Source organism: Gordonia sp. SCSIO 19800 (assembly GCF_018132775.1).
Taxonomy (GTDB): domain Bacteria; phylum Actinomycetota; class Actinomycetes; order Mycobacteriales; family Mycobacteriaceae; genus Gordonia; species Gordonia hongkongensis.
The window spans coordinates 37,616-59,886 of sequence record NZ_JAGRQM010000010.1 but is presented as its reverse complement, the minus strand read 5'-3'; the positions used below and the strand labels follow the sequence as shown (position 1 = coordinate 59,886).

The following is a 22,271-nucleotide window of genomic DNA, read 5'->3' as shown; positions in this document are numbered from 1 at the left end:
GCCGGAACGAATCCGGCCGGGGCCCTTGTTGTCTGCTGGTCACCCAGCGAAATCCCTACTTCGCAGCGAGGTTTTCGTTGGTCAGCTTGATGACACCCTGCTCGGCCTTCTCGACCAGCGAGGCCGGCGGCTCGAAGTGCTTGCCGTACTTGCCCGCGAGTTCCTTGGCACGCGCGACGAAGCCGGGCACGCCACCCTCGTAACCGTTGATGTACTGGATGACACCACCGGTCCAGGCCGGAAAGCCGATGCCGAAGATCGAACCGATGTTGGCGTCCTCGACCGAGGTGAGCACACCTTCGTCGAAGCACTTGACGGTCTCGAGGGACTCGGCGAAGAGCATGCGCTCCTTCATGTCCTCGAGCGGGATCTCCGTGGTGCCCGACTTGAAGTGCTCACGCAGACCCGGCCAGAGCTGGGTGCGCTTGCCGTTCTCGTCGTAGTCGTAGAAGCCCTTGCCGTCCTTCTTGGCGGTGCGGCCGTTCTCGACCATCCAGTCGACGACCGCGTTCGAGCCGTGCTGCGGAAGTTCCTTGCCCTCGGCCTTGGCCGCTGCCTCGGTCTCCTTGCGGATCTTCTGCGGCAGGGTCAGGGTCAGCTCGTCCATGAGCTGCAGCGGCGCGGCCGGGTAACCGGCCTGGGTGCCCGCATGCTCGATGAACGCCGGCTCGACGCCCTCGCCGACGGCCGCGATGGCCTCGTTGACGAAGGTGCCGATGACGCGGCTGGTGAAGAAGCCACGGCTGTCGTTGACGACGATCGGGGTCTTTCGGATCGCCAGCGTGTAGTCGATGACCTTGGCCAGCACGGCATCCGAGGTCTTCTCACCCTTGATGATCTCGACCAGCGGCATCTTGTCGACCGGCGAGAAGAAGTGGATTCCGATGAAGTCCTCGGAACGCTTCACACCCTCGGCGAGGATGGTGATCGGCAGCGTCGAGGTGTTGGAACCCAGGACGGCGTCGGGCTCGACGATGTCCTCGATCTCCTGGAACACCTTGTGCTTGACCTCGACCGACTCGAAGGCGGCCTCGATGACGAGGTCGACGCCCTTGAAGTCGGCGGCATCGACGGTCGGGTGGATACGGGCGAGCAGCGCGTCGCTCTTCTCCTGGGTGGTCTTGCCCTTGGCGAGAGCCTTCTCCTCGAGCTTCTCCGAGTAGCCCTTGCCACGCTTGGCGGCGTCGAGGTCGATGTCCTTGAGGACGACCTCGATGCCGGCCTTCGCCGACACGTAAGCGATTGCCGCGCCCATCATTCCGGCGCCGATGACGCCGACCTTCTTGGCGGTGAACTTGTCGTAACCCTCGGGGCGCGAGCCGCCGCCGTTGATGTGCTGCAGGTCGAAGAAGAACGCCTTGATCATGTTCTGCGCGACCTGGCCGGTGACCAGCGAGACGAAGTAGCGGGTCTCGATGATGTCGGCGGTGTCGACGTCGACGTAGGCGCCCTCGACCGCGGCGGCCAGGATGGCACGCGGAGCCGGCATGTTGGCGCCCTTGATCTGCTTGCGCAGCAGGGCCGGCAGCGCCGGGAGGTTGGCGGCGAACGCCGGGTTGGTGGGGGCACCGCCCGGGATCTTGTAACCCTTGACGTCGAACGGCTGCTGAGCCTCGGGGTTCTCCTTGATCCATGCCTTCGCGGCGGGGATCAGTTCCTCGATGGAGCCGACGACCTCGTTGACAAGGCCGGTCTCCTTGGCCTTGGTCGGGTTGAAGCGCTGGCCCTGGAGCAGGACACCCATGAGGGCGTTCTGGATACCGAGCAGACGGACGGTACGCACGACGCCACCGCCGCCGGGCAGCAGGCCGAGAGTCGCCTCGGGCAGGCCGATCTGAACACCCTTGACGTCTGCGGCGATGCGGTAGTGGGTGTGCAGCGCGATCTCCAGGCCGCCGCCGAGTGCGGCACCGTTGATGGCCGCGACGACCGGCTTGCCCAGGGTCTCGAGACGACGCAGCACCTTCTTCATGGCGTTGGTGGTCTCGGTGATCTGCGTGGCGATCTCCTCCTTGGAGACACCGCTGCGATCGCTCGTCATGTCCTTGAGGTCGCCGCCGGCGAAGAAGGTCTTCTTCGCGGAGGTGAGGACGACACCGGTGATGTCGTCCTTCTCGGCCTCCAGGCGATCGACGGTCGCGGCCATCGACTCCTGGTACAGCGCGTTCATCGTGTTGGCGCCCTGGTTGGGGTCGTCCATGGTCAGGATGACGACGCCATCGGCGTCCTTCTCCCAGTTGATCATGTTGTCACTCATGGTGATTCGCAGAGTTCTTTCTCGTGAAGTGGTCATCGCTGCCCCCTGAGGAGCGAGCGAAGCGACGCGCCCCGCCGCCCCCTGAGGAGCGAGCGAAGCGAGCCTCGAAGGGTCAGAGACGCTCGATGACGGTCGCGACGCCCATGCCGCCACCGATGCAGAGGGTGATCAGGCCGTAGCGGCCGCCGGTGCGCTCGAGCTCGTCGAGGCAGGTGCCGTAGATCATCGCGCCGGTTGCACCGAGCGGGTGCCCCATGGCGATCGCGCCACCGTTCACGTTGACCTTCTCGTGCGGGATCTTCAGATCCTTCATCCACTTCATGACGACCGAGGCGAAGGCCTCGTTCAGCTCGAACACGTCGATATCGTCAACCGTCAGGCCGGCCTTCTTCAGAGCCAGCTCGGTGGCCGGAGTCGGGCCGGTGAGCATGATGGTGGGCTCGCTGCCGATCTCGGCGAAGGACACGACGCGGGCGCGCGGGGTCAGGCCGTTGCGCTTGCCCGCCTCCTCGCTGCCGACGAGCACGAGGCCCGAACCGTCGACGATGCCGGAGCTGTTGCCGCCGGTGTGGACGTGGTTGATCTTCTCGACGCTCGGGTACTTCTGCAGTGCCACGTCGTCGAAGCCGGCCATGTCGGCCAGGGCGGCGAAGGCGGCCTTCAGCTTGCCGAGGCTCTCGACGGTGCTGCCGGGACGACGGTGCTCGTCGTGATCGAGGACGGTGACGCCGTTGATGTCCTTGACCGGAACCACGGACTTGGTGAAGTAGCCGCTGTTCCATGCCTTTTCGGCACGAGCCTGCGACTCGGCCGCGTAGGCGTCGACATCCTCGCGCGAGAAGCCCTCGATGGTGGCGATCAGGTCGGCACCGATACCCTGCGGGACGATGTAGTGGTCGTATGCGGTGGCCGGGTCGGTGAACAGCGCACCGCCGTCGCTGCCCATCGGGACGCGCGACATCGACTCGACGCCACCGGCGAGAACCAGGTCGTCGAAGCCGGAGGCGACCTTGGCCGAGGCCAGGTTGACGGCCTCCAGACCCGAGGCGCAGAAGCGGTTGATCTGGGTTCCCGGGACGGTCTCGGGGAGACCGCTGTTGAGGGCGGCGGTGCGCGAGATGACCGCGCCCTGCTCGCCGACCGGGGAGACGACACCGAGGATGACGTCGTTGACGTCGGCCGGATCGAGGCCGCCGTGACGCGACAGGACCTCGTTGATGAGACCGGAGACCAGGTCGACCGGCTTCACGCTGTGCAGCGAACCGCCGCGCTGCTTGCCACGAGGCGTACGGATCGCCTCGTAGATGAATGCTTGATCAGGCACGAAAGTGTTCCTTTCACACGAACCACTGGTTGGTTACCCACCGAGGCTAACGCGGAATAACTAGTTTGGCTATACCCGGTGGTCAAGAGGTCTGGCGTTCTGTCGAATGTGCGCTATGGTCTGTTCACCATGCCTGACCGCAAACCCGCCACCCGCACCAGGGGCGCCGACCGCAAACGACAGCTCGTCGACTCCGCGGCCGCGCTCTTCCTCCAGCGTGGGTATGCGCAGGTCTCGCTGGCCGACATCGCGCGCTCGGCGGGGGTCACCGCGCCGTCGGTGTACCGGCATTTCGACGACAAGCAGTCGCTGCTGGCCGCGGCGGTCCTGGCCGGCGTCGACGATCTCGAGTCCTGCACCGACCGGGCGCTCGCCGACGGCGTCGACGCGAACTCGCTGATCTCGACGGTCTGCGACCTGGCCGTCCAGCGTCCCCAAGCGGCATCGCTGTGGCGATGGACCAGCAACTACCTCACCACCGAACAGAACAAACTGGTGGCAGTCCGCACCCGCGAGGTGATCGGCCACTGGGCGTCGGCGCTCGCCGCCCGGCGCACGGATCTGACCGACCGTGAGGCCGTCCAGTTGGCGTGGGCGGTATTGAGCGTCAGCGGCAGCCTCACCGTGCACCACACCCGCATGTCCGGGGCGCGTGCACGTGACGAGATCGAGAAGCTCATCCGCCGAATTCTCGCCCTGAGCCCCGCTGCGGCACCGCCGTTCGCGACGTCGCCGACGGTCACCTCCGTGCCCGGTTCGCGGCGTGACGAGATCCTCGACGCCGCAGCCGAGTTGTTCGCCGACCGCGGCTACACCGATGTCGGCGTCGACGAGATCGGCGGCGCCGTCGGCATCGCGGGTCCCAGTGTCTACAAACATTTCCCGTCGAAGCTGGCCATCCTCGTCGCCATCGGACAGCGTAGCGGCGCGCGCCTGGAGGCGGGGGTGATGGCGGCCTACGGCGCCACCTCGGACCCCGCGAAATTGCTTGCCTCGCTCGTCGATTCGTATGTCGACGTGATCACCAGCACCCCGGATCTGTCGGTGAGCTTCAACAACTCCCCCGCGCTCGCCGGACAAGCGAGCGCCACCGATCTCGTCGACGTGCAGCGACGTTATGTGGCGCGCTGGGTGGATCTGCTCATGCAAGTCGATCCGGAGATCAAGCGCGATCAAGGCGCGGTCGCCGTGCACGCGGCGCTCTCGATCGTCAACGACGCCGTGCGCATGCGACGTGGCTCGAAGAGTCCGCAGTTCGCCGCGCGGATGGCGTACCTCATGAAGGGCGTGCTCGCGCTCTGATCCGCGCCGACGCGGAGTGCGCTGATTCGTGCCGCGGCTCAGATGAACCGACGCTGTCCACGTTGTAACGTCCGGCACGAGAGAGGGGGCACGATGTCGGTAGCTGTGGATGACGGTTCCGGATCCAAGCGCGCGCAGATTTTGACCGTCGCGACAGAACACTTCGGCACAGTCGGTTACGAACACACGAAGTGGGCATCGATCGCCGACGAGGTCGGCATCGGACAGACCGCGCTCTACCACTATTTCGAGTCGAAGGCACACTGTCTTCTGACCATCATGCGCATCCAGCTCGCCGATTCGATCGAGCGATTCCGAGCAGGGACCGCCGGTATTCCTGACCCGGTTGAAGCCTTCGGCTCAGCAGTTGCGTCATCGCTGCGCGGGGAAACCGTCGACGTGCTGCAGCGACGAATAGTCCAGAACCAGATTGTCATCCTGGGTACTCCTCGCCGGTCGGACGGAGAAGAGGCCGAACGCGTCCGGTCGCGCGAACTGGTCGCCGAGATCGAGAGCAACTGGGCACACCTGATCAAGCGTGGAATGGACGCCGGCGATTTCGTCGACGGGGACGCCATGCTCCAGGCGCGTCTCGTACTGGGCGTCCTGGGGAGTGTGTGGCGCTGGTACCGCCCGGGTGGCCCGTTGTCTCTCAACGACGTGATCCGCACGGTATCGGACGCGACGATGCGGATGCTCTCCGCGCGTTAGACCGACCCTGCCGGACCGGTCTGCCCGCTATGCTGAGCCGACGCCGGAGATGGGACTCGGATCGGATGAACGACGCCTCGGAAGCGCGGGACCGCCCCCGCTACACTCGCGACGAACTGGTCGCCGAACTCGGACTGTCCGCCGATTTCGCCGAGAAGGCTTGGAATGCATTCGGTTTCGTGCGTCAACCGGCCTCGGACAAGGTTTTCTCCGATCGCGACCTCGCCGCGCTCCGGATGTTCGCATCCTCTTCGGCGGCGATGCCGGAGACCAGCCAGATCGCGATGGCCCGGGCCATCGGACAGACGATGTCCCGACTCGCGGAGTGGGAGGCCGACCTGCTGCGTGACATCGTCGACGACCCCGCGGTGCCGTGGGACTTCGACCAGATGAGTCTCGCGCTCGGCCAGATCCAGCAACTCATCTGGCGTCGGCACATGGCGCAGGCGATCGAGCGTCACACCGATCACTCCGACGACGAGGAGATCGACCTGATCGTCGGATTCGCCGACATCGTCGGCTATACAAGCCTTTCCCGGCGTATCGATCTGAATGACCTGGAGTCCCTGCTCGGTTCGTTCGAGGACGACACCTTCGACGTGGTCGTGGATCATGGTGGTCGCGTTATCAAGACGCTCGGCGACGCGGTGATGTTCACCTTCGACGACGCACCCGCCGCCGCGAGTGCCGCGCTCGAGATCCATCAGCTCTCCACGGACGACAGTCTTCCGCCGTTGCGTGTCGGCATGGCGCGCGGCTCCGTCCTCGCCCGGCTCGGAGACGTCTTCGGCGAGCCGGTGAACATCGCCTCACGCCTCGCCGGATCCGCCCGTCCCGGAACCACACTCATCGACGACGCGATCGCCGATCAGCTCGGCGGTGATGACCGCTTCTACCTCAAATCGATACCGACACTGCGCGTTCGGGGGTACAAACACCTCAAGGCCCGTGTCCTCGAAGCACACCACAACGGTCCGCTGAGCGACTGACCCACTGGCGAACCTCATTTCGACCGATGGACTTCGATCGAAGTCCATCGGTCGAGTTGAGGTTCGCCGGTCAGAGCGACTCATGGCTGTGGATGGTGGCGAGCTGTGTGCGCCCTGCCCGACTATCGTCTCCGTCGAACATTTATGGTGGTTCGCGAAGTCAAAGGGGGAATTTTGTCTGACTTGATCGTCGATCCAGCGGCTGTCGGGGCGTCAGCGACGGAGATCTCGAGATGCGCGTCTCGTCTGATGGCGTTGGAACTCACCTCGCATGCCGGACTGGACGGTACGACGGCTACCTTCAGCCAGTTGGCCGGACAGTTCCGCGGGGCTTCGAGCGATATGTCCGCGGTGGCGGCGGGTGCGGACGAACGGATCGCATCCGCGCTGGCCAATGTGTCCGGCACGGTTTCCTCGTTCTCCGAACTGGTGCTCGGTGCCAAAGACACCACCGTCGAGACCGATCAGGCGAGTGCGAGCACGATCAAGGACGCCACGGCGTATCCCGCACGGCAAGGACAGCAGACCGACCACGTGGTCCCGCTCAGCGTTCTGCTGTCGGTCCAATAGGTCGTGCCGCCCAGCTATGACGACGTCATGTCCTGGAACCCCGAGGTCATGACGTCGATCGCGAATGGGATCACTCGACTGCAGGCACATCTGGAGGTCGAGGCACCAAAGGCCGGAGATCCCGTCATCAACCTGACCCGCGCACAGTGGACGGGGGTCGCGCGTGGGCCCGCCGACGATCGCGCGGAGGGGATCACACGATGGATTCGCGGTGTTGCCGACGAGTTCGGTGATCTGGCTTCCGTACTCACGAACGGACAGAGCAACATCCGCGACGCGATGAAGGCTCTCGAGACCCGAACCAGCCTTGCCGACTCCGACGGCTACGTCCTCGACCGCGGAAGCCGCGAGTACACAGTCAACTTCGACGCCGGTCGCGCACCCGAGGGTGCCGAGTACGACGCGGGACGAGCCTACGAACACCACGCCGCGCTGATCGGTCTCGGCACCGCGGCCGATAACGCGGTCACCGCGACCCGAGACGCGATCAATTCCGCACTCGGTGAACTCGGCGGCATGACACCCGCTGCGAACGCGGTCAACCGCGGGATCGTCGATGCGAGTCTCGCGGCCAGTGACGCCGCCGCCGTGCGCAATGGCACGGCAACTCTGGAGCAGCGGGGGCGCTTCCTTCGCGCAATGAACCTGACCCCGGAGCAATTGGAAAAGTTGAAAACCGGGCAGCCCACAGACGTCGATCCTTCAAGACTGGAGTACCTCAAGAACGCGTTGGGGCTCCCTGCAGGAAGCTCGCTTGCGGGGCCCGCAGTCACCACCGCACTTGGCGCCCTCGAACAACGCGGCCAGGATATCCGCTACGCCTACGACACCGATCGCCCCGGCGGACGCCATTCAGCGGGACGCGCGGGATTGACCCCGGATGACCTCTCTCGTCTCAACAAGATCGGCACCAATCTCTATCGCGGTTCCTTGGTCGGAGGCGTGGTGGTCACGGCGTTCGACGAATGGAGCAAATACGAACGCGGTGAACAGGATGGCGGAGACGCGGTCGCCTCGGGCGTTGGTGCGGTGGGCGGCGGCGTGCTCGGCGGCATGGCCGCGGGGGCAGCTATAGGATCGTTCGCTGGTCCGATTGGCACAGCAGTTGGAGCAGGGATCGGCGCTGCGATCGGCAGTAATCTCGGTTCCAAAACCGGCAAGTGGGTGAAAGGGATTTTCGACTGATGATGGCCAGCAGAAAGGCGGTCAGGGTCGGGCGACCTCGTCATCGATCCAGGCGGCTTCCAACCAACTACTACACCGCGTATGTCACTTCCCGCCTCCAGAACGTGCTGGTATGCCTGCCGGCATCCCTCGCATTTGTTCTCGGTCTGCTCACCGGAGGAGCTCTGTCGTGACAAGAGCAAGCACGTGATCGCTGCAATCGAGTACGCGATCGTGAATCTCGGCAGCACGGCGACGCTCCGCGCTTCGACGCCGACGCTGGACTTCTTGCCGGCACCGGCCTGGTATGACATGGACACCGAGACCGCTCACGAAGCTAGCGCAAGTCGAGTCCTCCTACGTTCGGAGAGTCCGGTTCCAGAGTTCGTCTCGAACGTAGTGGTCCAATATCTCGACCTGGGCCCCATTGACGTACTCCGACTGGACACACTCGATACCACGCTGGACATAGCGGCGCTGCAAAACGCTACAGTGCTGAGCCACAGTACGCACCGAGACGGCTATCTATGTGTGGACGACGGAAACTACACAGCCGAAGGTCGCGAGTTGCGCCTTCGCCGATCACAGTTGGCCTATCGCGGATCGGAGGGGAACTCGATGCTGTCCCTGTTCACGGGTACCGTCCCGATCGCCGATTGGGACCGGGTAATCAGCGAGATCACCGAGATGGAGGACCGTTGGCTGCGGACGACGACAACAACAAGTGGCGGGAACTGAGGACCTACTTCAGTGGGAGGTTCTCGATGTTCGTCACCTACCCGATCCTCTGTTTCATACTTGGATTGGTCCTGGCCTACTTCACCAGCACGTCCTGACCACGGCGCCGAGAGCTACCGGTGAACCTCACGCCGACTCTTCGACTTCGATCGCAGTCCGGCGGTCGAGCCCTGTGTCGCAGTTTGTGTTCGGCGCGACGATGACGCGGCGCGCATCGTCAAGTCGCAGGGAGCAGTATGGAATCGAATCACGACGTCAGAAGCCAACGTCCCTCGCCCGGAACCCTGATGGACGGACAGTCCGATCGATGAGTCGTCAGTATGTCGGACGGCATAGGCACGCCGAAGGTCACCTGCCGGCGGAAGCGTTCTCAGCACGCTTCTCACGGTCGGTGTCGGACACGACCAGCTACCTCGTCAACACTGCGATCTGCCTTCCGTCTGGCATCGCATTCTTCGCCGGCCTGTTCTGCGGCCACACGATAGCCGGTTGAAGGGACGAGCCCTGACCCAAGCCCAACCCCCAGACCTCAACTCGACCGAAAGACTTCGATCGAAGTCCATCGGTCGAGTTGAGGTTCGCCGGTCAGAGCGAACCGGGCCCTACGCCGCTGATCCGCACCTCACTCGCCTTGACCACCAGGTAGACCGCCAGTCCGGTGACGAGTCCGAGGTCAGCGACCGCCGCCCAGGTCACCTCGGCGGCGACGATCTGCTCGCCCACCTCGGCGGTCATCACGGCGTGGTCACCCCGGGGCGCGACGTCACGGACGGTCGCGGCCAGCGTCGTACGCGGACTGCCATGCGGCGCTTCGAGATAGACGGCGACGGCGCGCGGCGAGAACGTGGCCGCTGCCCCGGCCCCCGGTGAGGGTCCATCGACCTCGACACCGCCGACGACCCGATTGCCGGAGGCGTCGACGACGGCGTCGCCCGCGTCCATGCGTCCCACGAACAGGTTGAGCCCGGACAGCGACGCCGCGAAACGACTGGTGGGTCGTGCCAGAACCGCACGCGTCGGACCGGATTCGACGACGCGACCGTCCTCGAGGACCAGGATGTCGTCGGCCAACCCGAGAGCGTCCACCGAGTCGTGGGTGACCATGATCGTCGTGCGGTCCCGATCGGCGAGAAGTGTGCGCAACAGCGCCCGCAATCGGCTCGCGACGTCGACGTCCAGGGCCCGAAACGGTTCATCCAGCAGCAGGATTCGGGGCTGCGCCGCCAGCGCTCGGGCGATAGCAACCCGCTGCGACTGGCCGCCGGAGAGCTGGTGCGGTTTACGGTCGGCGAGGTCGGTGACCTCCGTTGCCGTCAGCCAGCGTTCCACTCGTGCCCTGATCTCCGACCTCGAGAGACGCTGCGCCGAGGGCGCGAACGCCACGTTGTCGGCGACCGTCAGATGTGGGAACAGCCGCGCGTCCTGTGACAGTAATGCGATTCCGCGCCGGCTGGGCGGCACGAAGGTCGTCGCGTCACAGAACACCCTGTCGCCGAGCACTATCCGGGACCGATCGTCGCCGCGCACCAGTCCGGCGATCGCGCGCAGCATCGTCGACTTGCCGGCGCCGTTGGGCCCGACGACCGCGGTGGTCGCGCCCGCGGCGAACCGGTGCTCGACCCGCAACGCGGGCACCTCGAGGTCGATGATCACCTCCAGATCCGCGCCGGTCACAAACCACCCCCGACGCGCGAACGGCGGCTGTGCACTCCGACGACCACGATCAGGGATACGACAACCAGGATGAGCGACAACGGGATCGCGGCCTGTGGGTCGTCGATGGCCGACACATAGATCGCAAGTGGCGCGGTCTGGGTCACCCCGGGCGCGTTGCCGGCGAACGTGATCGTCGCACCGAACTCGCCCAGCGCCCGCGCGAACGCGAGCACGAGACCCGCGAACAGAGACGGCAGGACCAACGGGAGCGTGACCCGCCAGAGCGTCCGAGTCGGCCCCGCACCCAGGGTCGCGGCGACCTCCTCGTATCGCGTCCCGACGACGCGCACCGCGCCCTCGACGCTGATCACGAGGAAGGGCAGTGCGACGAAACTCTGCGCCAGTACCACCGCCGTTGTCGTGAAAGCGATGTCGATGCCGGCCGCATGCAGATGTTCACCGACGACCCCGAGCCGGCCGAAGGTGTACAGCAGGGCAAGACCACCGACCACGGGCGGTAAGACCAAGGGCAACAACACGAGTGCGCGGAGCACCCGGATCACCGGACCGTCGTATCGCGCGAACACCAGTGCCATCGGCACCCCGACCATCAGGCAGATGGCGGTGCTGCACGCGGCGGTGATCAGTGACAACCGCAGCGCGTCGAGCGACGAGGGCGACGAGATCTGGTCGACGAAGGTGCCCCACGGCGAACGGAAGAGCAGCGCCAGCGGAGGTAGCACGATCAACACGACGCCGATCAGTGCCAAGCCGTACGTCCAACCGGGCAACCCCGCCGGGTCCCGTCGGGAACGAAGGACCGTGCTCAAGGCGCCCCGAACCCGGCGTCGCGCAGGAAGCGCTGACCGTCCGCGCCCAGGACGAGGTCGACGAACTGCGTGGCGAGTTCGCCATCCCCGGCGCCGGCGAGCGCCGCGATCGGATAGGAGTTGACCACGGCGGCGAATGCCGGATCGGTCACGGTGGCCACCCTGTCGCCGGCTCCGCGCGCGTCGGTCACATACACCACGCCCGCATCCGCTTGGCCGGTCGTCACCTTGGTCAGCACCGCGCTCACCGACTGTTCCTCCGAGGCGGCGTCGATGGTGACACCGGTGTTGCGCTCGACGGTCTCGGTCGCGGCGCCGCACGGTTGAGCCGACTGGCAGATGACCGTCGTGACGTCAGGCTTGTTCAGATCGGAGAATGACCGGATCCCGCGGGGATTGCCCGGCGCCGTGACGATCACGAGTGTGTTGGTGGCGAAGACCGCCGGGTCGACGGCGAGATCACCCAGCTTGCGCATGTTCTTCTCGTCGGCGCTCGCGAACACATCGGCCGGCGCCCCCTGCTGGATCTGGTTGGCCAGCGTCGACGATCCGTCGAACGAGAGTCGTACCGTGACGCCGTCGTGCTGTGCCTCGAACTCATCGGCGATCGCCGTGAACGTCGTCTTCAGCGACGCCGCCGCCGAGATGTCGAGGGTCGAGGCCGCAGACCCGCCGGCATCTGAGCCACCGGACGAGGACCCTGCCACGATCAGCAGTCCGGCCGCGGCGACCGCGACGATGGACCTCCTCATCTGGCCTCCCTGTTGGTCTCGACGATCACCGTCGTCGCCTTGACGACGGCCGTGGCCACGACGCCGGGCCGTAGATCGAGTTCGTGAACTGCGTCCGCACTCATCAACGACGTCACCTCGAACGGACCGCATTGCAGGGTCACCTGAGCCATCACCGCGTCCGTGCGGACATCGGTGACGAGACCGGTGAACCGATTACGCGCCGAGCGTCCGACCGATGCCCCGTCGTCCGGTGCCACCGCGCGCTCGCGGGCCAGCGCGGCGAGCCGTGCGCCATCAACGGTGGCGACCGGTCCGCCATCGGACTGTTCCAAGACGCCGGTGGCCACCCACCGTCGAACCGTGTCGTCACTGACGCCGAGCAGAGTGGCTGCGTCTTTGATCCGAATAGCGGTCACGACGACATCTTATCCGCATATGCGGAGATATCGGTCTCCGGCATCCGCAGGCACGGATCTCAAAAAGGTTGACTTCAACTCAACTTGAAGTCTTACGCTCGGTTTCGGTCCGACCGTCGGATTCGCAGCCCCGCAACCGATGAATTCGGTGCGGGCAGACGGTCTGACTTCGAGTACGAGATCGCCACACCCCGAACATGCCCTGAATTGTTCCCTGACGTCACCCGCGCGCCACGTAATTCGGTCGCGGCTGTCACACCCCCTCTATACCGTGGAGAAACATGAGCTCAGTCACAGTTCCCACCACCGCGCCGGGAGAAGTCGCGACGGCCGATGTCGCCATCGAGGCCATCGACCTCGTAAAACGCTTCGGCGATTTCACGGCGGTCGACGGCGTCAGTTTCACCGTGCCGCGGGGTTCCGTGCTCGGCCTGCTGGGCCCCAACGGCGCCGGCAAGACCACCACTGTCCGAATGATGACCACCCTGTCGCCGCCCACGAGCGGGACAGCCCGCATCGCCGGCTACGACGTCCGGGAACAGCCCGGGATGGTCCGCCAGAACATGGGCCTCACCGGCCAGGCGGCCACGGTCGACGAGATCCTGACCGGCCGCGAGAACCTCCGCATGATCGGCGGTCTGTACGGCATCGGACGCAAGACCCTCGCGCGTCGATCGGAGGAACTCCTCGAGCAGTTCTCCCTCTCAGAGGCCGGTGACAAACAGGTCAAGTCCTATTCCGGCGGAATGCGCCGCCGACTCGACCTCGCGGTCAGCCTGCTGGCCACGCCACCGGTGCTCTTCCTCGACGAGCCGACCACCGGCCTCGACCCGCGCAGCCGTTCCGAACTCTGGGACGTCCTGCGCGATCTGGTCGCCGACGGAACCACGTTGCTGCTCACCACGCAGTATCTGGAGGAGGCCGACCAACTCGCCGACGACATCGTCGTCATCGACAAGGGCACCATCATCGCGCACGGCACGTCACTGCAGCTCAAGGAGCAGGCCGGTTCGGCCAGCCTGGTGCTGACCGTCTCGCACGCCGACGACCTGACGACCGCCGAGTCGCTGTTGCGCAAGAACGGGGCGGAGGTGTTCGTCGACGTGGCGGCCCGCCGGCTCACGACAGCCGCAGCCGGCCTGGGCGACCTGCCCCGCGTCGCCGCCTGGTTCGACGAGAGTGGCATCTCCGTCGACGACTTCGGACTCTCCCGGCCGAGCCTCGACGACGTCTTCCTCTCCCTCACCGGCCACCGCGCCGAGGAGTCGAGCAACACCGACGACACCGACAACACCACCGACGAGGAGCGTTCCTGATGACCACCACGGCACAGACCCACGCTGTGGTCGCGGACAAGCCGCGGATCCACCCCACCACGATCTGGCAACAGGCGTGGATCATGGTGAAGCGCAACATGATCCACACCAAACGGATGCCGGAGATGCTCTCCGACGTGACCATTCAGCCGATCATGTTCGTGCTGCTGTTCGCGTACGTGTTCGGCGCGTCGATCCAGACCGACTCGGCGTCGTACAAGGAGTTCCTGCTCCCGGGCATCATGGGTCAGACGATCGTGTTCACCGCGTTCATCGTGTCCACGGGCATCACCGCCGACCTTGAGAAGGGCATCATCGACCGGTTCCGGTCACTGCCCATCCAACGGTCGTCGGTGTTGATCGGACGCAGTATCGCCAGCCTGCTCCACAGTTCGATCGGCATCGTCGTCATGGCCGTGACCGGCCTGGCCATCGGCTGGCGGATCCGGGGCTCGTTCGGTGAGGCGGTCCTCGCATTCGCGCTGCTCCTGCTCTTCGGCTTCGCGATGATCTGGTTCGGCATCCTCATCGGTTCGTGGCTGCGGACGGTCGAGGCCGTCAACGGCTTCATGTTCTCGGTCCTGTTCCCGATCACGTTCCTGTCGAACGCGTTCGTCCCGACCGAGCCGATGCCCACCTGGCTCCGGACGATCGCCGAATGGAACCCGATGTCGTCACTGGTCCAGGCATTGCGTGTGCTGTGGGGTAACGGCCCGGCATTCGGTCCGGATGCGGCTCTCCCGCTGCAATATCCGGTCCTCGCCACCCTGATCTGGACGGTCGCGCTGACGCTCATCTTCGCGCCGTTCGCGCTGCGCGCCTACAACAAGCGAACCTCGGATTAGACCACCACCCGACCGAGGTTCGTCGACGCGACCCGCTCAGGCAGTCAACGTGATTGCTTGCAGCGGGTCGCTGTATATCGCGTCGAGAGACACCGCGCCGGCGGCCTGCTGCTGCACGGTCGCTCCCGAATGTGACACGCGCACATCCCGTTTGCTCACGATCGAGGTCTTGCGCACGGCCTTCGCGACCGTCGGCAGGCCGGCCGCGTAATCGGTGAACGCCTGTCCGCCGAGGATGATGTGATCGGGATTGAAGATGTCGGCGATCAGCCCGACCGTACGTCCGAGCACCTCCGCCCGCTCTTCGAGCAGACGACGTGCCGTGAGGTCACCGCTGCGGGCCAGGGCGTGGACATCTTCCACATCGGCTACCGAGAGGCCGAGTGCGCGTGCAGCTTCCACGACACCGGTGTCGCTCACCGCGGGCTCCAGGCGCCCCGTCCGGTTCGGGTCGAGCAACGTGGTCGATCCGGTCGGGAAGTGACCGATCACCGGCGGTCCCGCGGTCGGCGTGTGCACGGTCCCGCCGACGCTGAACGCGATGCCGAGCATCTCGCGCGCGTAGAAGTACAGGAAGCTCGACTGCTGGTCGTCGGGGTTGAGCACGAGTTCGGCGGCTGCCATGGCCTCGACGTGGGACGCAACCGACACCGGCAGTCCGACGGCCTCGGCGATCGTCCGGCCGACCTGTGCGCCCTCCCAGCCGAGCCGGGGATGGTCGACGATCCCGCCGTCGGCCACGCGCCCACCGAGCGCGACACCGACCCACAGCACCCGCCGGCCCGTCCAGCGCTCGGCGAAACGCCGTGCGCTGACACCGATGGCGGTGAGTGCTTCTTCCGGTGAATCGGCATGCGGGGTAGGGATCTGGATGGCCCCGACGACGCGATGCAGCAGGTCATGGGTGGTGATCGCGGTGACCTTGTATCCGATGTGGATACCGAGGGTGAGGAACTCGGAGATGTTGACCTCGAAGGGCAACCGCGGCCGCCCGATGGCGCCCGAGGGCGCAAGGTCGGCCCGTTCGCGGATCAATCCCGCCTTCAACAGCGCACTGACCTGGCGATTGACCGTGGAGATGCTGAGCCCGGTGCGCTCGGCCGCATCGTCGCGGAACAGCGGGCCGGACAACCGGGCGGCCCGGAGGACGAGCGCCGCGGGTTTGGTCGACAACTCCAGGCGCGGCGTTGCGACGTGCACCCGCTGGTCCCCCTTCACTGGTCCGCGTCGGTCGGCGACCGGACCCGGGGTCCGAGTCGGCGGTACGGAAGTCAACGGTACGGGCTGGCGCGTGCCCTGAGGAGCACGACGCACCGCGCGGGTGACCGGCTGACGCCGGACAGGAGAGGCGGGGGCGTTGCGCAAAGTACGGGTGGAGAGTTCGGGCAGTGTGGCGGTCATGATCGTCCTCGTCGAAAGACCCCGCGCATCGCGGGGCGGAAGCCGGAAGCTGGTGCTCTGAGAAGAGACTCGAGAAGCGACGCCCCGGGGAGGAGATTGACTCGGCGGGGGTCGGTCAGCGCATTCGACGACTACAACAGAGAACGCGTGCAAGCGGCAGACGACAGCCCAGCGCGGTGGTCACGTAGGTGACCTCCGTGAGCCTGTGGTCGGCACTTGTCATGCGGATCAAGCTAGCAACGCGGCCCCGTACCGGCAAGCCCGTCCCACCCCTGGTCACGGGCACCGACGACCGGTCGCACACGCGTCCACCGGCGAGAATAGGCCCGTGGCGCGACGCGGACAGGGGTTGCACTCAGCCTGATCCGAACTCGTCCGGCGTCCGGTCACTCGACCTGCGAACCGATGGAGAAGCGGACCGTGGTCGGCTTGGCCACTCGGGTCGAGCCTGTCGGTGCACCCCGGTAAATTGTGAGCATGACCACAACCAGCCCCGCGGCTGAGTCCAGCGTCGCGACCGACACCGAGTTTCTCGAGGTCAGCGAGCCGTTCCGCCGCGAGATCATCGCGCACTGCTACCGGATGACGGGGTCCCACCACGACGCCGAGGATCTAGCCCAGGAGACCTTCCTCCGCGCATGGAAGGGCTACGGGAAGTTCGACCATCGGGCGTCCGTGCGCACGTGGTTGCACAAGATCGCTACCAACACGTGTCTGACCGCTCTGCAGAGTTCACAACGACGCCCCCTCCCCTCCGGCCTCGGTGGCGACGCCTTCGACCCGACCGACGACCTGCTGCAGAACCACGAGGTGCCCTGGCTCGAGCCGTATGCCGGCACGGCCGACGAGATCGCGCCCGGCGACGACGCGGACCCCGCGTACGTGGTCGGCGCCCGCGAGTCGGTACGGCTGGCGTTCATCGCGGCACTGCAGCATCTACCCGAACGGCAGCGCGCAGTCCTCGTCCTCCGCGACGTGCTGCAGTGGCGCGCCGCCGAGGTCGCCGACACCATCGGTGTCACCACCGCCACCGTGAACAGTTTGCTGCAGCGGGCCCGCGAGCAGGTCAAGACCGCACACCCGCAGCAGGATTCGGTCGGAGTCGACGCCGCGACGACACTCGACGACGCCGCCAAGCGCGAGCTGCTGGCCCGCTACGTGTCGGCCTTCGAACGCTACGACGTCGACGCGATGGTGGAGCTCTTCACCGACAAGGCGATCTGGGAGATGCCGCCCTTCACCGGCTGGTACCAGGGCGCAGAGAGCATCGGAACCCTCATCCGTTGCAACTGTCCGGCCGAGAAGGCGGGCGATCAGATCATGCTGCCCACGACAGCCAACGGGCAGCCGGCCTACGGGCTGTACATGCGCGAACCGGACGGCGTCCACCGACCGTTCCAGCTCCAGGTGCTCGAGATCGACCCGCAGACAGCCAAGGTCAGCCATGTCGTCGCCTTCTTCAGCGACGACATGGAGAGCGATTTCGCACGCTTCGGTCTGCCGGCGACCCCGTACGACGCACCGGCACGCACGTCGCCGAGCCCCTGGCACTGAGACCGTCCGGTTCGCGCGGCGCCGATCAGTCGTCAGCGGTCTTCGGGATCTGCGAGGGGTCCATCCACACGATCTCCCAGGCATGACCGTCCGGGTCACAGAAACTGCGGCAGTACATGAAGCCCAGGTCCTCGGCTGCGCGGAGTTCCCGGCCGCCGCAACCGAGTGCCGCTTCGGCGAGCCGGTCGGCGTGTGCGCGGCTGTCAGCGGAAATGGCCAGCAACGACTCGCGGCCCTGCAGTGGGTCGGCGACTGCGGTGGCCGCGTAGCCGGCGAATCGTCGTCGCTGCATGAGCACGACCATCGCCGAGTCGTTGATCATCATGCACGCGCTCCCGGCATCGCAGAAGATCTCGTCGAAGTGGAAGCCGAGCGATCCGAAGAACCGACGAGACCGCGCGACGTCTACGACGGGCAGGTTGACGAACAGCATCGGCGTCACGGGCGCACTCCAGACATCTCGGGGTCGCTGATACTGACCGGCCCGACGCCTCGAACTCATCGAAGCCGACATAGGGTGCAGGAATGGGTGTGATCTATCTGGTTCGTCATGGTCAGGCGAACGCATTGGCGTATGGCATCGCCGACGCCACCGACGATCTGAGCAACGGACCCGGCGGTCTCACCACGGCCGGGGCCACACAGGCCGCGCTGTCCGGTGGATTCCTCGCCGGGCAGATCGGCACCTTCACCGCAGCCGCCAGTGGCGACCTCCCGCGCCAGCAGCAGACGCTGAGCGGCGTGCTGGGGGCTTTCGACACCGGTCGACCTCAGCCGCACGTCGACCCGGGGTGGAACGAGTACTCACTGCCCGCACTGGTCGGCGAGGCCACGCCGGAGATGTATCGCGACGGCCGCAGCTACCAGGAACAGCTCGACAAGGGGCTCGCGGCCTGGATAGCGGCCGGCGAGCACGACGCAGCTCCTGGCCTCGACGGCGGCCCCGCCGAGAGCTACCCCCAGTTCAAGGCGCGCGTCTCCGACGCGGCCGCCCGCGCCACCGAGCTCGCCGGGTCGGGTCAGACGGTGCTCGTGGTGTCCTCGGCCGGCACCATCACCCAGTGGATCGCCCAGTTGTGGGGCATCCCCGACGAGACCTGGTCGGCGATGGCCCGCACGATGGTCAACGCGTCGATCAGCAAACTGATCGTCGGACGCAGCGGCGTCTCGGTGGTGTCGTTCAACGAGCACGGTCACCTGTCGGACCGCGACGGCGGGATCGCGACCTTCCGGTGACCCTTCGAGGCTCGCTCCGCTCACACCTCAGGGAGCAGTGCGGCTCAAAACCTACGCCCGGTGCAGGTTCTCGCCGGGTCGGGTGATGACAACGTTCGGAAGCACCGCGTACCGCGACAGCTGGGTGATCGAGTGGGCGATCACCGCGATGTCGTCGGCCGTGATCATCTCGTCGGCAGGAATGCGGTCTTTGAGCCAGTCGGTCATGTCGGTGTTGACGTAGCCCGGTGCGATCGTCGTCGCGCTGACCCCGCTGCGTGACTCCTCGAGATTGAACGTCTCGCACAACGAGATGAGCGCCGCCTTGGTGGCACCGTAGGCGGACAGCTCCGGCTCCGGATAGACGCCGGTGATCGACGCCACGGCAATGACTTTCGCGGCCCCATGGGCCTCTGCGGTGGCGCGCAGGGCGGGCAGCGCGGACTGAAGGAGGATGTAGGGAGCGCGGACATTCACTTCATACAGCCGGTCGAATCGCTTCACCGGGAGGTCGGCGATCGCCCCCTTCGAGCCCATCCCGGCGTTGACGATCAGCGCGTCGAACCGCCCGAATGCCTCCGCATGAGCCGTACCGAGCGCGCTGATGGCGTCGGCGTCGGTCATGTCGGCGGGGACGACCTCCACCCGCCCGGCGCCACGCTCGAGAAGCTCGGCCGCCTTCTTCTCCAACGCTTCTCGACCACGGGCACTGATGGTCAGGTCCCAGCCGTCGGCGGCGAACCGGTCGGCGATGGCCGCACCGATCCCCCTCGACGCCCCGGTCACCAGCGCAGAACGATTGTTGTCCGATTCACTCATTGCCTACCCCCTTCGGTGCGCGCACCGCGCGACTGTGTTCTGTTGACGCCGTTGCTCGATCAGCTGATGTGGCCTAGGCCGTCGGCGATGAACGCCGCCGTCGCCTCGGCAGCCTTTTCGGCGCCGTCGCCCGACGACGCCCCCGAGAGTGCGCGGTAGGTGATCCCCTCGGCGATCACGCCGAGCTTCAGGTTCGCCAACCCCAGGTAGAAGTCCCAGTCACCCAGGTCGACACCCGTTGCGGTCGAATACTTCTGAGCGATCTCGTCGACCGACGCATAACGGTCACTGGTCCAGGCCGCGGAGAAGCCGAGAACCTGGTCGAAGGCGCCGGTGCGGTAGACGCACATCAGCGCGACATCGGTGAGCGGATCTCCGAGGGTCGACATCTCCCAGTCGACGACCGCCGCGATCCGGGCCGGGTCGTCGGCGTCGATGATCGTGTTGTCGACCCGGAAGTCACCGTGCACCACCGACTCTCGCGCCTGCTTCGGAACTCGCGCGGCGAGCGCGTCGACGAGACGCTCGACGTCGGGGAGTTCACGCGTCTTCACGTGCCCCCACTGCCGCGCCCACAGTTTCACCTGGCGGGCGGCGAAACCCGCGGGCCGACCGAACTCGCCAAGCCCGACCTCGCGATAGTCCACCGCGTGCAGGTCGGCCAACGTCTGCACCAAGGCGTCGAGATTGCGGGCGACCTCGTCGTCTGAGTAGGCGTCGAGGTCTTCCGCGGTCCGGACGACGCGGCCGTCCACGAACTCCACCACGGTGCACGGCGCACCAATGACCGAGCCGTCGGCGTCGAAAGCGACGGTCCGCGCAACCGGGACCGACGTCGACTGCAGCGCACTGGTGACCGCCCATTCACGGCCCATGTCGTGAGCCGACGGCGTCAGTCCGCCGGTCGGCGGTCGGCGCGCCACCCACGTGGTCACGCCGTCGGTGACCGTGTAGGTGAGATTGGACTTGCCGCCGCTGATGAGGTCGATGGTCAGCTCACCTGCGGGCTCGACTCCGTTGTCGATCAGCAACCGGCGCAGGCGATCCTGGTCGAGTGCTGCGTCCGTGGCGGTCATCGGGCACCCGCCGATGCCTTCGCCTCGAGCGCCTGCTGGGCCTTCTTCGCACGCCCGACGGCGCGACGGGCGATCGCCCACCGGTGGACCTCGGACGGGCCGTCGTAGATGCGGAACGGCCGGAGTTCCTGCGACAGGCGGGCCAGCGGGAGGTCGGCGGACACACCGAGCCCGCCACACATCTGGATGCTGCGATCGGCGATCCGCGAATACGCCTCGGCAGCAAAGGTCTTCGCGATCGATGTCTCGTCCGACGCGTGGTTGCCCAGATCGAGCTCGTGGCAGGCCTTCAGCAGCAACGCGCGAGTCGCGGCGAGGTCGATCTCGTTGTCGGCGACGAGTTGTTGGATCATGCCCAGATCTCCGAGGCGGCCACCGAATCCCTCACGGCGTGAGACATAGTCGACGGCGACGTCCTGGCAGCGCTTCGCCGAGCCGAGCCAGCGCATCACGTGGGTCATCCGAGCCGGCCCGAGCCGGACCTGGGCGTAGCGATAACCCTCGTTCACCTCGCCGAGGATGTCCTCGTCGGGAACGAAGAGGTCGGTGAAGGTCACCTCGCAGTGACCGCCGATCATCGCCTTGTCGATAGTGTTGATGTGGCGCCCGACGGTCAACCCGGGCGCATCGGCGGGCGCGAGGAACATGGTTGCGCCGCCGCGGTCACCGGGCGCGCCCGAGGTCCGCGCCATGATGATGAAGAAGCCCGCACCGTCGGCGCCGGTGATGAAGTGCTTGTCGCCGTTGATCTTCCAGCCGCCGTCCACACGGACGGCCTCCGTGCGCAGCGCGTTGGGATCCGAACCGGCGCCCGGAGCCGGTTCGGTCATCGCGAACGCCGAACGGACATCTCCAGCGGCCAGCGGGGCGAGGTACTTCTGCCGCTGATCCTCGCTCGCGATGTGCGCGAGCATGTGCACGTTGCCCTCGTCCGGCGCACCGATGTGCAGCGCGATCGGACCGAACGTCGAATACCCGGCCGCCTCGAACACCGGCGCGCGGTCACACATGTTGAGACCGAGTCCGCCGTACTCGACCGGGGCATGCGGGCCGAAGACCCCTGCCTCCTTGGCCTTGGCGTTCATCTCGCGACGGATGTCGTCACCACCGGCCGCCGTGATGTCACCGGCCGCCTCGTCCTCGATGGGCAGGACGTAGTCGCGGACGAAGGCCTCGGTCTTCGCGACGACGTCGAGCACGTCGTCGTCGTGCCGCAGGTCTATGGGCATGGTGACTCCTTAACGCATGAGCAGGGTGGGGATCCCCGAACACCGACCGATCGATCGCTCGGCGTTGCATACCTTGCCAGGCGATACCCGCCGGGTCAAGCGGCCCAGCAGACGGCGCCCTGCGC

At 66.3% G+C, this 22,271-nt stretch carries 21 protein-coding genes; 10 read left to right on the top strand and 11 right to left on the bottom strand.

Going from position 1 to position 22,271, the window contains the following annotated elements; genetic code table 11:
• Positions 1–55: 55 nt before the first annotated feature.
• Complete coding sequence (locus tag KB201_RS13520; RefSeq protein WP_211539457.1) at positions 56–2,257, bottom strand: 3-hydroxyacyl-CoA dehydrogenase NAD-binding domain-containing protein; 2,202 nt, start codon at positions 2,255–2,257, stop codon at positions 56–58.
• A 112-nt stretch (positions 2,258–2,369) separates the two neighbouring features.
• Complete coding sequence (locus tag KB201_RS13515; protein WP_058252264.1) at positions 2,370–3,581, bottom strand: acetyl-CoA C-acetyltransferase; 1,212 nt, start codon at positions 3,579–3,581, stop codon at positions 2,370–2,372.
• A gap of 129 nt (positions 3,582–3,710) precedes the next feature.
• Between KB201_RS13515 and KB201_RS13510 the strand changes: the two genes are divergently transcribed.
• The 6 genes from KB201_RS13510 to KB201_RS13485 all read left to right on the top strand — a co-directional run bounded on the left by KB201_RS13510 (position 3,711) and on the right by KB201_RS13485 (position 9,055).
• Positions 3,711–4,883, top strand: coding sequence for a TetR/AcrR family transcriptional regulator (locus KB201_RS13510; protein ID WP_078113304.1), 1,173 nt, complete (start codon positions 3,711–3,713; stop codon positions 4,881–4,883).
• A gap of 93 nt (positions 4,884–4,976) precedes the next feature.
• Positions 4,977–5,594: a TetR/AcrR family transcriptional regulator gene (locus KB201_RS13505; protein WP_058252265.1), complete on the top strand. Its 618-nt coding sequence runs from the start codon at positions 4,977–4,979 to the stop codon at positions 5,592–5,594.
• A 65-nt stretch (positions 5,595–5,659) separates the two neighbouring features.
• Complete coding sequence (locus KB201_RS13500; RefSeq protein ID WP_211539456.1) at positions 5,660–6,583, top strand: adenylate/guanylate cyclase domain-containing protein; 924 nt, start codon at positions 5,660–5,662, stop codon at positions 6,581–6,583.
• A gap of 105 nt (positions 6,584–6,688) precedes the next feature.
• Positions 6,689–7,153 (top strand): hypothetical protein, encoded by a 465-nt coding sequence (locus KB201_RS13495; RefSeq protein ID WP_307848070.1) that lies wholly within the window; start codon positions 6,689–6,691, stop codon positions 7,151–7,153.
• 48 nt (positions 7,154–7,201) lie between these two features.
• Positions 7,202–8,338, top strand: a complete 1,137-nt coding sequence (locus tag KB201_RS13490; protein WP_242697033.1) for a hypothetical protein — start codon at positions 7,202–7,204, stop codon at positions 8,336–8,338.
• Between the two features lie 186 nt (positions 8,339–8,524).
• Positions 8,525–9,055 (top strand): acetyltransferase, encoded by a 531-nt coding sequence (locus KB201_RS13485; RefSeq protein ID WP_211539455.1) that lies wholly within the window; start codon positions 8,525–8,527, stop codon positions 9,053–9,055.
• Positions 9,056–9,640: 585 nt separating this feature from the next.
• Here the strand turns inward: KB201_RS13485 and KB201_RS13480 are convergent.
• From KB201_RS13480 to KB201_RS13465, 4 genes are read right to left on the bottom strand one after another with little or no spacing between them, the layout of a single operon-like run.
• Complete coding sequence (locus KB201_RS13480) at positions 9,641–10,729, bottom strand: sulfate/molybdate ABC transporter ATP-binding protein (protein ID WP_058252268.1); 1,089 nt, start codon at positions 10,727–10,729, stop codon at positions 9,641–9,643.
• Complete coding sequence (locus KB201_RS13475) at positions 10,726–11,541, bottom strand: ABC transporter permease (RefSeq protein ID WP_082652945.1); 816 nt, start codon at positions 11,539–11,541, stop codon at positions 10,726–10,728. The genes KB201_RS13480 and KB201_RS13475 overlap by 4 nt, the downstream gene beginning before the upstream one ends.
• Positions 11,538–12,293, bottom strand: a complete 756-nt coding sequence (gene modA, locus KB201_RS13470; RefSeq protein WP_058252270.1) for a molybdate ABC transporter substrate-binding protein — start codon at positions 12,291–12,293, stop codon at positions 11,538–11,540. The genes KB201_RS13475 and modA overlap by 4 nt, the downstream gene beginning before the upstream one ends.
• Positions 12,290–12,691 carry a molybdopterin-binding protein gene (locus KB201_RS13465; RefSeq protein ID WP_137810905.1) on the bottom strand — a complete coding sequence of 134 codons (402 nt, stop codon included), beginning with the start codon at positions 12,689–12,691 and terminating at the stop codon, positions 12,290–12,292. Before KB201_RS13465 ends, modA begins: the two co-directional genes overlap by 4 nt.
• Positions 12,692–12,972: 281 nt before the next feature.
• Between KB201_RS13465 and KB201_RS13460 the strand changes: the two genes are divergently transcribed.
• Both KB201_RS13460 and KB201_RS13455 read left to right on the top strand, forming a co-directional pair.
• Positions 12,973–14,007 (top strand): ATP-binding cassette domain-containing protein, encoded by a 1,035-nt coding sequence (locus KB201_RS13460; RefSeq protein ID WP_058252272.1) that lies wholly within the window; start codon positions 12,973–12,975, stop codon positions 14,005–14,007.
• On the top strand, positions 14,007–14,852 hold the full coding sequence (locus tag KB201_RS13455) for an ABC transporter permease (RefSeq protein ID WP_058252273.1): 846 nt from the start codon (positions 14,007–14,009) through the stop codon (positions 14,850–14,852). The genes KB201_RS13460 and KB201_RS13455 overlap by 1 nt, the downstream gene beginning before the upstream one ends.
• 36 nt (positions 14,853–14,888) lie before the next feature.
• On the opposite strand, the gene KB201_RS13450 is transcribed toward KB201_RS13455, so the two are convergent.
• Entirely contained in the window at positions 14,889–16,052 is a 1,164-nt protein-coding gene (locus tag KB201_RS13450; protein WP_058252323.1) for an ROK family protein, read from the bottom strand.
• A gap of 678 nt (positions 16,053–16,730) precedes the next feature.
• Between KB201_RS13450 and KB201_RS13445 the strand changes: the two genes are divergently transcribed.
• Complete coding sequence (locus KB201_RS13445; RefSeq protein ID WP_058252274.1) at positions 16,731–17,807, top strand: sigma-70 family RNA polymerase sigma factor; 1,077 nt, start codon at positions 16,731–16,733, stop codon at positions 17,805–17,807.
• Between the two features lie 25 nt (positions 17,808–17,832).
• Here KB201_RS13445 and KB201_RS13440 read toward each other — a convergent pair whose 3' ends face one another.
• Positions 17,833–18,249 carry a VOC family protein gene (locus KB201_RS13440; protein ID WP_058252275.1) on the bottom strand — a complete coding sequence of 139 codons (417 nt, stop codon included), beginning with the start codon at positions 18,247–18,249 and terminating at the stop codon, positions 17,833–17,835.
• Positions 18,250–18,332: 83 nt separating this feature from the next.
• Between KB201_RS13440 and KB201_RS13435 the strand changes: the two genes are divergently transcribed.
• Positions 18,333–19,043 carry a histidine phosphatase family protein gene (locus KB201_RS13435; RefSeq protein WP_211539454.1) on the top strand — a complete coding sequence of 237 codons (711 nt, stop codon included), beginning with the start codon at positions 18,333–18,335 and terminating at the stop codon, positions 19,041–19,043.
• Positions 19,044–19,094: 51 nt separating this feature from the next.
• Here the strand turns inward: KB201_RS13435 and KB201_RS13430 are convergent, their stop codons facing one another.
• The 3 genes from KB201_RS13430 to KB201_RS13420 are packed head-to-tail and all read right to left on the bottom strand — an operon-like array spanning position 19,095 to position 22,146.
• Positions 19,095–19,841: an SDR family oxidoreductase gene (locus tag KB201_RS13430; protein ID WP_058252277.1), complete on the bottom strand. Its 747-nt coding sequence runs from the start codon at positions 19,839–19,841 to the stop codon at positions 19,095–19,097.
• 59 nt (positions 19,842–19,900) lie between these two features.
• Positions 19,901–20,917: a phosphotransferase family protein gene (locus tag KB201_RS13425; RefSeq protein ID WP_058252278.1), complete on the bottom strand. Its 1,017-nt coding sequence runs from the start codon at positions 20,915–20,917 to the stop codon at positions 19,901–19,903.
• Entirely contained in the window at positions 20,914–22,146 is a 1,233-nt protein-coding gene (locus KB201_RS13420) for an acyl-CoA dehydrogenase family protein (RefSeq protein WP_058252279.1), read from the bottom strand. The genes KB201_RS13425 and KB201_RS13420 overlap by 4 nt, the downstream gene beginning before the upstream one ends.
• Between the last annotated feature and the right edge of the window lie 125 nt (positions 22,147–22,271).